Source organism: Pelotomaculum isophthalicicum JI, from assembly GCF_029478095.1.
Lineage (GTDB): Bacteria > Bacillota > Desulfotomaculia > Desulfotomaculales > Pelotomaculaceae > Pelotomaculum_D > Pelotomaculum_D isophthalicicum.
In genome coordinates, this window is the sequence record NZ_JAKOAV010000033.1 from 1 (window position 1) to 12818 (window position 12818).

Consider the following 12818-nt stretch of genomic DNA (forward strand, 5'->3'; position numbering starts at 1 on the left):
CATCTGTCTCAGCTAATATTCAATTATTTAATTAATATAAGCCATGCCCGGACTTCTGTCAATAGTTTAAACAGCTTAAAACAACTTAAAATGTTTATTGACATGTAATTTATTCTGTGATTATAATTGTTGCAAGGAAAAATTAAGAACAGAAAATTTCTCCGAGCCTTTTTGCCTAAAGGTATATCTCATGGCAAGCAGGCCATTTGGGTATGGCGGGAAACGGTCATGCCTCCCTTATGGAAAGGAGACAATAAGCTGCAGGACCTTATGGTCTGTGAGTAATTATTACGTCTTCCTCCGGAAGTCGTTTTTTATTACCGCTTGTTATTATCCTTTCCGTTTATGGAAAGGTTTTTTTATACTCTAGGGATAAGGAAGGAACTGCCGAGTACAATAAAGAAGAATCTTTAGAAATAACTTGAAAAGGTGGTTCTGATAAATGGAAATGTTGCAGATTACTCCGGTGGGGATTGTTCATTCTCCTTACAATGACCCGGCGACAATTCCTGTACAAAACTACAGCGTGACTATCGAAGTTTTCCCCGCGTATGTTCAGGGGCTATGGGGAATTGAAGCGCACTCACACCTGTGGATTTTATCCTGGTTCCACAAGGCGCGGCGCGATCTGTTGCGGACCGTTCCAGGCAGAGTGAATCCGGACGCTCCTGAATACGGCGTATTCGGGCTGAGGGCGGCGGGACGCCCGAATCCTATCGGGCTCTCTTTAGTAGAGTTGGTGAAGGTAGAGGATAACATTCTGCATGTGCGGGGTTTAGATGCAATCGACGGCTCACCCGTTGTTGACATTAAGCCCTATTTTGAGCACGATATTATTTTTTCTCCCCGGGCTCCATACATAAGACCAAAAGACAGAGTAATGCGCTACCGGATGCTGTTTAAGCAAGCATATAATCACCACCAGGAAGAATGCCGGGATTTTCAACTTGCCCTTCGCATGGCGATGGTGGCTGTGGATGAGTTTGGCAAGCTTAACTCCCCGGAGCTTAAGGTATCGGTTAAAGGGTCGGGTTGCCTGGCCGACACTATTCAGGGGTTGTCCAGAGCCAGGCTGGCTAACCCGGCCAGGTTTGAATACCAGGAGAGCGCGAAGAGTGTTGTAAACTGGTCGAATGGCACAAAGGGATTATCCATAAGTCTCGTTGGAAACCCGACTGTGGAAGAACTGCTGGACCTTGATAGTACTGATTTCCTGGAAATAAAAGTTTTGGGAAAGGATGGTGGTGTCTATGTCTGAACATGTCCAAATAGCAATATCGGGGGTAGCGTAATGCCTACTAAAACCATCAAGCAAACCCTGGAGTACCGTTTTCCCGAATGGCTCAAGCTTACTGAAGGATTGTTCAATGAAGTTACAGCTTTTTACTTCAGTATAATCAAGGAGCATGATCTGATACTCGGACTAACCAATAAAAAGGCATTAACCGAACTTGAACGGTTGACCCACAAGACCAAAGACAACCCTTCACCACTTTTCCCTTTAAGATGGGACATACCGGCAATGTTCCGGCGGGCTTGTATAAACACCGCCATTGGGGCAGCCCGGTCATTCTTCTCCAAGCTGAAAAGATGGAAAGATGCCAAAGCCAAGGCCGAAGCCAAGGGGAAAAAGTTTAAATACAGGCCGCCGGTGCCGCCCAGAGAGTGGCAGCGCAACACTTTGTTTTATACCGGCCAGTACAAAGGCTACACCGGCAAGTCTATAATGCTGAAGTTGTACGACGGCAGCACCTGGCGCTGGGTGAAGTACCATTTAACCGGCAGGCGGGTTCAGGACGGTTGGAAGATAGGATGCCCTCGCGCAGTAATCAAGAAGAACCGGATTGAGCTGCATTTCCCGGTTGAAAAGGAAAAACCGGCGGTTAAGTCGGTTGCCGAACAGGTTAAAGACCCAAACCTTAAAATTTGCGCTGTTGACTTAAACACGTGCGACAAGCTGGCGGTATGCGGTATATTCAAAAGCGACGGCACGCAGGTAGCCACCCGGTTCATCCGGGGCGGCGATAACCTAAACGGCCGTAGGAAACGACTTTTGGGCATAATCGCAACCAAGCTCAGTCTTACCGGTTCATTAAACAAGGATGAGCAGGACAATAAGGCCTTGTGGAATAAGATCCATAACATCGACGATAATGAAGCCCACCGGGTATCCCGCAGAATACTGGACTTTGCCCTGGAACACGGAGCGAGTATCATCGTGTTTGAACACTCGAACAGTTTTAAACCCGAGCAGGGCAAATACAGCAGGCGGGCCAACTCCAGGCGTTCCTACTGGCTCCGGGGCAGGATATTCCACTATACCAAATACAAAGCCTGGGAGTATGGAATAATCACCAGCCGGGTCAACCCCAAGGACATAAGCCGGTTATGCGCCGGCTGCGGGGCGGAAATAGACCGGCGCGCACCGTTATTCACTTGTAAATGCGGTAAGAAAGGCAGTGTTGATCTAAACACCGTAAGAAATATAGGCAAAAAGTTCTTTTTAAGATACACGGCCTGAGCGGAAATAAGCGCGAACAAAGCCCTAAAGTCCGAAAGGCAAGGGTGTTCCCGCTCCCCATGAGCTGTAAATCCAAAATGGGAGCAGGAACGGGCTTGGCACCGCCCGGTGTATCCGTCGCCCACTACGCTCTCAATGCGGTAGAGGCCACGCCTCAATTTACTGCGGGCAGCGACTACGCACGGGTGCCCGAAGAAGCTGCCGGGATTCATCTCCCGGAGGAGCAGAGTGTCACAAAGTGCCTGAAATTAGGGCAAGAATAAGTTAACGAAAAAGTATACCCCGGCAGGAAATTGTTTTTTAATGTTGAATAGTTATATAAAACAAAGAATTCTCCGAGCCTGGCATACCTAAACAAAAGCAGGGTACGGTAACCAGGCCGTTAGGGTACGGTGGGAAACTCCTGTACCTCCCGGTGCGGAAAGGAGAGGTTTTTGGAAAAAAGCTTTGTCCTTTTGCAACGGGCAAAGCTTATATTTTTTAATGATGATTACTCTCCGAGCCATATGACCTAAAGCTTTTAAGCCATGGTTTTCGGCCGGTAGGGTGTACCGGGAAACCGGTATGTCTCCCATTGCGAAAAGGAGAGTTCTTGATCCGGCTTATGTGCCGGGCTAACTTTGTTTTTTCGCAGAGTTTGCCCGGTATTATTTTTTGCATGGCTGGAATAAGTTTTGCAGTAAAGGACCAGGCACTAACCGAAAGGAAAGGCAAAGTGGAGATTTATATTTTTTTTGTCCTCATGGTCATATCGTTAGGTTATTTTCTATGCGAGGTATATTGGCGCTGCCGCTACATAAAGTTGGGCAGGCCGGAAAACCGTTTTGACCGCCCGCTTGAACGCTGGAAATATTTTCTCACCCATGTGGCCGGCCAAAAGAAAATTATGAATAAACCCCTGTTTGGTTTTCTGCACGGGTTTATCATGTGCGGCTTTTGTGTCCTGTTGCCGGGCATCCCCAATATGGTTGCGGAAGGCCTTTTCAAAACCAGTATTCCTTATATCGGAGATAATCCCGGCTACCTTTTCATCAAAGATATTTTTATCGCTTTAATCATCTTCGGGATCGGCGGCAGCTTTTTGCGGCGGGTCGTTAAAAAGCCGGTCTGGCTGAAGAACACTCCCGTGGTTTTTGTAATCCTTGGATTGATCCTGGTCATCGCGATAACGGAAGTCCTGTTTCACGGAACCCGGCTCGCGCTTGGCGAAGGAGCCGCTTTAAGCGGGGCCGCCCCGCTGGCTGCGGCTGTTTCAAGGTTTCTGGAGGGCTTTAATGAAAATGCAATTCATGCCGCCGGGATGTTTTTCTGGTGGACCCACTACCTGGCTATTTTCTCATTATTGTTCATCATCCCCCACTCGAAACACCTGCATATGGTGTTCGCCCCTTTCAACACCTACTGGCACTCGCTGGAACCAAAGGGCGCTTTGCGTAAAATTCAATTTGACGACGAAAATGTTAAAACTTACGGGGCGAGCAAACTGGAGGACCTTACCTGGAAGCAGCTTTTCGAGGCTTACGCCTGCGTAAAATGCGGCCGCTGTGATGAAATCTGCCCCGCCCATCAGAGCGAAGAACCGACCAAACCAAAAAGGTTCAACGGCCGCCTGCGCAATCACATAGAAAAAATTGCCCCGGTGCTTTTAAACCGGAAAGTCTGGCATCCAAAAGCTGCAAAGCAAAAAGCGGCGGAAGGTTCAATTTCCTACAAGACTAAAAAGGGCGTCAAGAAGAAAAACCTCATCGGTGACGTCTATGAAGAAGAATTTATTTGGAGCTGCGCCACCTGCGGGGGGTGCATGGAAACCTGCCCGATCTCGATCGAGCATACCTCCAGGCTGTTCGACCTGCGCCGTTATATTGTCTCGTCGGGGAAGAACGTGCCTGGGAAAATCAAGCAAGCCATTGCCGGCATGGAAAATTACGGCAACCCCTGGGGTGTCAGCCGCGAAACCGGATATGACCTGGCAAAAGAATTGGAGATGCCAACCCTGGCCGAAAAACCCGACGCGCAGTACCTTTATTTTGTGGGCTGCGCCGGTTCGTTCGATGAGACGGCCGGGAGAGCAGCCGCCGCGTTTGTTAATATATTGAAGAAAGCAGGCGTCAGTTTCGCCGTGCTCGGACGTGAAGAATGGTGCTGCGGCGAGACGGCCCGCCGGATGGGAAATGAGCACCTGTTCCAAAGGATCGCGCAAAAGAATGTATCGCTTTTCAACAAGTTAAATGTAAAGAATATTTTAACTGCCTGTACCCACTGCTTTAACACTTTGAAAAACGAATATCCCCAGTTCGGCGGGAGATATAAAGTCATCCCGCACTCCGTTTTTTTAGCCGGCCTGCTGCACGAAGGCAGGATCAAGCCAGGCAAAAGTATCGGCAAAATAATTACCTGTCACGATTCATGCTACCTGGGCCGTTACAATAATCTTTATAATGAGCCGCGGGAAATTCTGAAGTCCATACCGGGCGTCCGCCTGGCCGAAATGCCCCGTTCCAGGGAAAAATCTTTTTGCTGCGGCGCGGGGGGAGGCAGGTTTTGGATGAAAAGCGGGCCCGAAAACTTGATCGGCCAAAACAGGGCCGGGGAAGCCCTTTCGACCGGAGCCGAGGTGGTCTGCACGACCTGTCCGTATTGCTTGGCCACTCTTTCTGAACAAATCAAGGTTAAAGGCGTTAATAACAGTATCAAAACCCTGGATATAGCTGAAATTCTGGAAATGAGCCTCTAACTGTTGATATGAATAATTTGTAAAGGGGTGAAAGGTTTAACTTATATGGAGGCAAAAGAAGTGTTGATAAAATATGTGAAGGAAACGGGTGGGACAAAATGCTTTCTCGGGGACGACAGCAGCCGGGAGGATGTGCGCGCGACCATGGTGCTTGCCACAGCCTGCCCGCTTTACAAGGATGACAATGAGGAGGAAATCTACCTGGAAGGCGTGCTGACCTGCTACAACTGCCGCTACCGCAGGTGGACGCGCCCCGGATTCAGCTGTTTTAAGAACTTCCCGGTGATACTCTCGACAATTAATAATTCTATATAGACTAAACGAGGTAATGTTATGTCGTTAAATAAAAAAATTATAATCAGCATCGTTCTGATTATTTTAGCCGTAGCCGGTTCCTACCTGTTGGAGAACCTTTCAAAAGAGCGGGGGCTAAAATCCGCCACGGTGATCAAGATGCAGGAGAACAACAACCTTGTCGCTCTCATGGGTGTCGATGTGCTAAAAACGCTAAAAGATCAGGAGTCCCCCGGCGACAAGGATGCTAAAGGTCTGAGCCTGCTGTATGCCATGGGAGCGGCGGGCATCGGCGAGTTCAATCAAATCGAGGTTAAAGGCGTGGACAACAAATCTGTTTTCCAGGCAAATAAGAACGAGATTACCAGGGACTATCTCTTGTACTTTACGGATCATGGAACCGTTAACTTGTGCCGGAAAAATGACTATCAACGTTTCCTTGTCGAGGATGTCAGTGAAATCAACAAAATAAATTGATAAAGAGGTAACTGCGGTGGAGGATACAGCAAAGAAATACCAGGAGGAAAAAGCGCCGGTAGCGGAAAAATTCATTTTCAGGCTCGGACTGGCCGATGTGCTCAGACTGACCATGTTCGGGACACTTATCTCGATCACCAAGGACATAACCAGGCTGCCGCTGCACCTGCCAGGACATACCAGCATATATTGGATGGGGATCCTGGTTCTGGGCAAGGGGCTGATCCCCAAGTTCGGAGCGGGAATAATCATGGGCATTGTTTCAGGTGCGCTTGCCGTGCTGTTGGGGCTGGGGAAAGAAGGAGTGTTTGTATTTTTCAAATACTTCGTTCCGGGGTTATTAATCGACTTTCTCGCCCCGGTATTTTACAACAAGCTCGAAAACCCTTTCGTCGGCGCCATCTGCGGCACATTGACCAGCCTGTCGAAATTAGTTGCGAACCTCGTTCTGGGAATATTGCTTAAGATGCCGATGGGATTTATCGCCCTGGGTCTGGGGTTCGCCTCGGCTTCCCATGTTTTGTTCGGCGCCGCGGGCGGACTGATCGCCGCGGTATTGATCAAGCGGCTGAGGCCAAGATTATCCACCTGGGAGTGAATGAACATTATTGAACTGATCGACGTCACAAAAGAATACGACACCGGCCATTCGGATAAAAAACGCGCCCTCAAAAACATAAACCTGGCCATCCGGCAGGGCGAGTACGTCGGGCTGATCGGGATGAACGGGTCCGGGAAAACCACCCTCGCCCGTCTCATCAACGGCCTGATTCAACCCACGGCGGGCAAGGTGTATGTAAACGGACTGGACACGGCGGACAGGAGTTCTCTTAACGAAATCAGGCGCCAGGTGGGGATGGTCTTTCAAAACCCCGACAACCAGATTATCAGTTCCATCGTGGAGGAGGATGTCGCCTTTGGCCCGGAGAACCTGAGACTCCCGCCCGCGGAAGTAAAAGAGCGCATCGACTGGGCGCTGCGGTCCGTCGGCCTGGCGGAACTGCGCCATCACGCCCCGCACTTGCTTTCCGGCGGCCAGAAACAAAAAGTAACCATAGCGTCAGCCCTGGCCATGCGGCCGGCCTGCCTGGTCCTGGACGAACCCACGTCCATGCTCGACCCGCGCGGCAGGGAAGAACTCATTGTGAACTTAAAAGAACTGAACGAAAAGCACGGCATCACGATCATCCTGATCTCGCACAACATGGAAGACGTCGTCCATGCACAGCGCCTGATTGTGCTCAATGAAGGCGCCGTTTGCCTCGAAGGAGCGCCGTGGGAGGTTTTTACATCAGAAGAAAACCTCATAAATACGGGTTTAAAACCGCCCGAAATCGTCCAGTTGGCCAACGGCCTGAGAAAACGCGGCCACGCAATCGATAAAAAAATCATCAGCATGCGGCAGATGGTGGAATATATATGTCAATTATAGATGTGAAAAACCTAACCCATACCTACTTGCCCGGCACTCCTTACGAAAAAAAAGCCCTGGATGACATCACCCTTTCCGTAAACCAGGGCGAGTTCCTGGGCGTTGTGGGAGCGAACGGTTCCGGCAAATCAACGCTGATCCAGCACTTTAACGGACTGCTCAGCCCAACCAGCGGGGAAGTGACCGTTTGCGGGCGGGAAACATCCGACAAAAAACACAGGAATGAATTATGGAAAAAGGTCGGCCTGGTTTTCCAGTACCCTGAGCAGCAGATCTTCGAGGCCACCGTCTTCGAAGACGTGTCCTACGGACCCAGGAACCTGGGGCTTGGCTCCGCGGATATTGAGCGCAGAACAATGGAAGCGTTGGAAAAAGTCGGCCTGGAACCGGGCACAGTGGCGGGACTGTCGCCCATCAGTCTCAGCGGCGGCCTGCGCAGGCGCGTGGCTATAGCGGGCGTGCTGGCCATGCGGCCGGAGATCCTGGTATTGGACGAACCGACCGCCGGCCTTGATCATTCGGGCCGGGAGATGATCTTGGAGCTGATCAAAAAACTGCAGCGGGAAGACCACATCACCATAGTGATGGTTTCTCACAGCATCAGGGAAATAATCCTGGTTGCCGGCCGCGTCGCTGTTTTGGAAAAAGGGAGATTAGCCGCTTACGGCGACACGGAAGAAGTCCTGCGCCAAAAAGGTTTCCAGAACCTGCCCGGCGTCATGCTGCCGGACTACCTCCAATTAATTTATACACTAGCCGGACGCGGCCAAAACGTAAACCCCGGAATCGTCACCCTGGCGGAGGCGGAGCTGGAAATAGCAAAACTCCTTGAGGAAAAAAACAAATGAAACAAATGAAACAAACGAAACAAAAAAAACAAGCGAGAGGTCTGAAGCTGGGCCAGTTCGTCCTGGGCAATTCGGTCATCCACCAGCTTGACCCCAGGACCAAGATCATCGGCTGCTTTGTCGTCATCTTTTCAGTATTGATGAATTTCAAGTGGTACGTGATCCTGCTCAATATCTCCATCATCATAGCGGTCATTTTATTGTCGCAGGTAAAAATAGCCCGTATTCTGCGCGGCTTGCGCAAGCTGAGGTACTTGTTTCTGTTTTCGTTTATCTTCCAGGCAATTCTCACATCTGGCGAGCCGGTTTTTCACCTGGGCGGCGTTAGTGTGACCAGAGAGGGCATCGCCCTGGGCACGTCCACGATCTTTCGCCTGCTGATCCTGTACCTGGCTTCCTCCCTGCTGACTATGACCACGTCGCCGCTGAAGCTGGCCTCCGGGATCGAGTCCCTGCTCTCGCCACTGCGCTATCTGAGGATACCCGTGAGCCAGTTTTCCATGCTTATCAGCACCGCCTTGAGATTTATTCCGACCATCATCGAAGAAGCGGAGACCATAACGCGCGCCCAGAGGTCCCGCGGCGCGCAGTTTAACTCACCTAAAATTATCACCAGGCTGAAAAGCTATACAGCCGTCCTGATCCCGCTGCTGGCGGCGTCACTGCAGCGGGCCAACGACCTGGCCGTCGCCATGGAAAGCAGGTGCTACACCGGCGGCTCCAGCCGGATCAGAACCGGCAGCCTGCGTTTTAAGGGAAAAGACAGACTGGCGATAGGGTTTGTTTCCCTGGCCTTCGTGCTGTCAGTTGTATTGATCTAATTAGGGGACATTCCTCGTCAGTAAAAGAATACCTATAATTGAGGTGTGTCCCCTTACCTTAGAGGAAAGAAAGGATGATAATCCGTGTTTGCCGGCAGAAAAAACCTTTTTGTGAAGTCAGCCGTCTTATTGCTGTTGTTTTTATTCTTTGCCTCCGCCGCTTTTGCCGCCCAGGGAGGGGAAAAATCATCTTCCCCAGGAATACCCGGTCAAAAGCCGTTAAGTTTTGTTTCAATTACACTAGTTGACGGCGGCGGCAATGTGCAGGACGCCGCCGACGTACCCACGGAACCGAAATTCAAGCTGGAGTTCGACAAGAACGTGGTCAACAGCACCATCTGGGGGATTAACCAGAATTGCTTCAGCCTGTTCTCCGAAAACGGTGAGAACATCCCCGTTAGCGTGACCAAAGTGGATGACAGCATCGATTTTTCCCAGAGAAACAACGTATTCGTCCAGCCGTCCAGCCCTTTAAGTCCTGGAACATCATATACTTTAAAAGTGTCGCCGGACCTGAAAGCGAAAAATGGCGTTTCCGTCCTCGGAGGGACCACGTCCGGCCAGGGGTTAAACATTTCCTTCAAGACCCAGGGACAGGCGATATCACAGGCGGTAACGAAACCTGTTACGCAGCCTGCGGCACAAACCACAGCCGCCACCCAGCAGCCGGCTTCGCCTGATTCCCAGCCTGCCCTGCCGGGCGAAAAGAACGCCGCACAAGCAAACAGTGAGACCGCGCAGCTCCAGGCCAACGCCGGCGGCAATGAGGCAAATACCGGTCAGGAAAACAAGTCGCCGGGAGCGGCGGCAGCCGGGCAGCAGCAAGTTGCCGGGAATACAAGCGGGGAAAGCGCGGCATCCGGGCAGACAGGAAAGCCGGAGAGCCCCGCGCAAGCCGGTATGGGACTGGATTACACCAATTTGCTGACTATCCTGACCGTCGTTTTAATCGCCGGCTGGATAGTGGTGGAATTGTTTGTCAAGAAGAAAAAAAGGAGTTAATTGTAACACCGACTCTAAGATAGCAATAGTTTGTCTTAATCTAAAAATCTTTTGCAATTTTTTTGCAAAAGATTTTTCGTCGACATGGAATGACATATTTCTCATCAGTTGTATGATAAAATAAACCATATTGATTATCATAGTGGTAAATGAAGATTAATTTACCACCGCTAGGGACGAAAATTTAATAATTTTATCCGAGTCTAACCGCCTGTGGCTACGGCTATGGCGGCAGACCTTCAGGGTTTAACTGGAAACGGTTAAGCCTCCCGGTATGGAAAGGATAGGTTTTTTAAGAAGAAAGCTTTGTCTTTTTTATTAACCGGACAAAGCTTTTATTTTTAATTGAAATTATTCTTTTCGTGATGTGTGGATAAAGTGGGTTTAGGCATAAATAAGAGAGCGATTTGTTATGGTAATATAGGATTATATTTCAAAAAGCGGGACTATTGTCCATATTAATTTAAGACCTAATACTTATTTACAGATTAAGACATTGCAGATAAAATATGTTCAATACTAAGGATTTATCTGTTAATATGACTTAATTATTCATTAAATTAAATAATTTGTATTTTTAAACTTAAATATTTCTTTCCGAGTCAATTAACCTAAAGCGTATAACCATGGTTTTTGGGCCTGCAGGGTGCGCCGGGAAACTAACGTGCCTTCCATTGCGAAAAGGAGAGTTTTTGATCTGGCTTATGATGCCGGGCGAACTTTGTTTTTCGCAAAGCTTGCCCGGCATCATTTTTATATAAGTGACCTTTGGACATACATTAGCGATGGTATTAGGGCCGTAGCGCTATATGCCCTAAGGTTGCCGAAGGCGAATTTGTTGTCACAAATACGTTGCCGGAAGTGATGAGGAAAAAGGTAAAACAAAGGCAATAAAAGGGTAACCGATTGAAAAAAAATATTTTTAGGAGGGAAAAGTTCATGTTTAAAAGCAGGTTTTTCAAAAAGAGCGCCAAAATAGTCTCCCTGTTGGTGGGAGCGACTATGCTGTTCGCTTCATTTGCCCCGGGTGCTTTCGCCCTGAACTACAACGGCAACGGCAGCGGCGCGGGCAACAAGGCGTTTAACTGCAACGGCTACAGTTACACGCAAAGCACCAAAACCTTAAAGATCTTCTTCAGTAAGCAATCAGTTAACACCAATGAATTTGATTCGAGCCAGTTTATAGTTACAAGGCAATATGACAGCTCTAACCCGTCGTTCAGTTACTCCAAGAATTCGGGAAGCGGCTGCAGCGGTATTAGCGACAGCAACCTCAACAAGGGGACGACCGTAACCCTGACCTTTGATAACGCGCTGGCTTTCAACGAGCTTTACGACGTGACGATCAAAGCGGCTACCGTTGCTGACGACAATCTTTTGACCCTGGGCAACTACCGGAACAGGAGCGACTTCACCTTCACTTTCAGGACTCCTTTAAACGTCACTCCTGCAAATGACAATGCTTTCAGTGATAGTGTTGCGCCAGTTGTCACCTACACTGTGGGCACCTCAAACGTGCCTTATGAGCCCAACGTGGGCGTCATTTTTGACCGGCCCGTCAACTCCACCACTGCCGCCACCTTATTAAGTTTAAGTGATCCCAACGGCCTGGTGGCAAACTATAAAAAAGGCGGTACGGCAGTTGTCTATGACGACACTATCGATGCCTACGCCGTTTCAGGTGCCGAGAATTACAAGCCATTTGCCAATACCGCGAACACCTTCTTCTTCTTCCCCGAGACGGTCCAGGGCAATACCAATACCTGCTATAACCGGGATTATTCCGCCGGCACCCACAGCTATACCCTGGACGTGCCGCCTGTCACTGACATAAGCGGCAATTCCTGGACCCATGCCCAAATAACCAACAACCAGCTCAGTTTCAGCTCACTTAGCAACGACCTCCCCGCCTGGTTGGACAACAGGCCCACGGTTGATACTCCAACCAGCACCACGCTGACAGTGCACTGGAACGCCAGCGGCATCACCAATTCTAGCGCAACCGAAGCGTATGACGTCTACTATTCCACCAACCAGTGGACGGGCTTTACGAAACTTAATGTAAGTGACATCACCGGTACCGCTCCTTTCTCATTCGTGGCCGGGGACACTTCGGATAATAGTGCATATGAGCTAAGCCCTCTTACCACTTATTACTTCCGAGTCGTGCCCAAGAATACCACCTACACCCTTGAAGCGGGTTTTTCCGCGGCCGGATCAGGTGCTACGACCTCTTAAAATCAGGTGAAATGAGCTGTTATTCTCAGCCCCGGCCGTCAGACCGGGGTTTTCCTACCTAGACAAATTTTTTTAAGCGGGTAGGAATTTGTTCCACAATGTAGAATATCATGGTATATGTTCATAGAACCAGATCAGTATCATATCATCCGAGTAACCCGCCTGTGGCTATTTGACTTATGACATACTGGTTTATTGCTTTTCAACCAATGTTTACCGGAAACTAACAATTTCATACCACCACCCGAGTCTACCCGCCTGTGGCTATTTGGCACATTATCCTTGGCTTTAAGGGCTATGGCGGCTGACCGATAGGGTATACCTTGAAAAGGGTATGCCTCCCAGTGCGGAAAGGGTCTAGTGCCAGTTATCTTCAACGGCTGTGTGCGTTTTCCGTACACGGCTGTTTTTTGTTTGCGGGAGATTGACTAGAGATTTTTTTGGGGGGGGT

At 49.4% G+C, this 12818-nt stretch carries 12 protein-coding genes and 6 riboswitches; all 12 genes read left to right on the top strand.

Translation table 11 applies throughout. From position 1 onward, the window contains the following. Positions 1-147 precede the first annotated feature (147 nt). Positions 148-267, top strand: a riboswitch (molybdenum cofactor riboswitch). Positions 268-442: 175 nt separating this feature from the next. Beyond that, positions 443-1258 carry a tRNA (N6-threonylcarbamoyladenosine(37)-N6)-methyltransferase TrmO gene (gene tsaA, locus L7E55_RS14310; protein ID WP_277444983.1) on the top strand — a complete coding sequence of 272 codons (816 nt, stop codon included), beginning with the start codon at positions 443-445 and terminating at the stop codon, positions 1256-1258. A 33-nt stretch (positions 1259-1291) separates the two neighbouring features. Continuing rightward, on the top strand, positions 1292-2521 hold the full coding sequence (locus L7E55_RS14315) for a transposase (RefSeq protein ID WP_277444984.1): 1230 nt from the start codon (positions 1292-1294) through the stop codon (positions 2519-2521). Positions 2522-2616: 95 nt separating this feature from the next. Beyond that, positions 2617-2784: a hypothetical protein gene (locus L7E55_RS14320; RefSeq protein ID WP_277444985.1), complete on the top strand. Its 168-nt coding sequence runs from the start codon at positions 2617-2619 to the stop codon at positions 2782-2784. Between the two features lie 58 nt (positions 2785-2842). Beyond that, a riboswitch (molybdenum cofactor riboswitch) is annotated at positions 2843-2965 on the top strand. Positions 2966-3004: 39 nt separating this feature from the next. After that, a riboswitch (molybdenum cofactor riboswitch) is annotated at positions 3005-3124 on the top strand. Next, positions 3114-5255: a heterodisulfide reductase-related iron-sulfur binding cluster gene (locus tag L7E55_RS14325; protein ID WP_277444986.1), complete on the top strand. Its 2142-nt coding sequence runs from the start codon at positions 3114-3116 to the stop codon at positions 5253-5255. Its footprint overlaps the riboswitch before it by 11 nt. A 60-nt stretch (positions 5256-5315) precedes the next feature. Continuing rightward, positions 5316-5570 carry a hypothetical protein gene (locus L7E55_RS14330; protein WP_277444987.1) on the top strand — a complete coding sequence of 85 codons (255 nt, stop codon included), beginning with the start codon at positions 5316-5318 and terminating at the stop codon, positions 5568-5570. Between the two features lie 18 nt (positions 5571-5588). Then, positions 5589-6026, top strand: a complete 438-nt coding sequence (locus L7E55_RS14335; protein WP_277444989.1) for a hypothetical protein — start codon at positions 5589-5591, stop codon at positions 6024-6026. A gap of 16 nt (positions 6027-6042) precedes the next feature. Then, positions 6043-6624, top strand: coding sequence for a hypothetical protein (locus L7E55_RS14340; protein ID WP_277444990.1), 582 nt, complete (start codon positions 6043-6045; stop codon positions 6622-6624). Next, positions 6625-7458 (top strand): energy-coupling factor transporter ATPase, encoded by an 834-nt coding sequence (locus tag L7E55_RS14345; protein WP_277444992.1) that lies wholly within the window; start codon positions 6625-6627, stop codon positions 7456-7458. It begins immediately after the preceding gene. Next, complete coding sequence (locus L7E55_RS14350) at positions 7446-8306, top strand: energy-coupling factor transporter ATPase (protein ID WP_277444993.1); 861 nt, start codon at positions 7446-7448, stop codon at positions 8304-8306. The genes L7E55_RS14345 and L7E55_RS14350 overlap by 13 nt, the downstream gene beginning before the upstream one ends. Next, positions 8303-9127, top strand: a complete 825-nt coding sequence (locus tag L7E55_RS14355; protein ID WP_277444994.1) for an energy-coupling factor transporter transmembrane component T family protein — start codon at positions 8303-8305, stop codon at positions 9125-9127. Before L7E55_RS14350 ends, L7E55_RS14355 begins: the two co-directional genes overlap by 4 nt. 84 nt (positions 9128-9211) lie before the next feature. After that, complete coding sequence (locus L7E55_RS14360) at positions 9212-10129, top strand: Ig-like domain-containing domain (protein ID WP_277444995.1); 918 nt, start codon at positions 9212-9214, stop codon at positions 10127-10129. Positions 10130-10312: 183 nt separating this feature from the next. Beyond that, a riboswitch (molybdenum cofactor riboswitch) is annotated at positions 10313-10430 on the top strand. A 282-nt stretch (positions 10431-10712) separates the two neighbouring features. After that, positions 10713-10832, top strand: a riboswitch (molybdenum cofactor riboswitch). Between the two features lie 236 nt (positions 10833-11068). Further along, entirely contained in the window at positions 11069-12367 is a 1299-nt protein-coding gene (locus L7E55_RS14365; RefSeq protein ID WP_277444996.1) for a fibronectin type III domain-containing protein, read from the top strand. A 230-nt stretch (positions 12368-12597) separates the two neighbouring features. Further along, a riboswitch (molybdenum cofactor riboswitch) is annotated at positions 12598-12740 on the top strand. Positions 12741-12818: the final 78 nt, after the last annotated feature.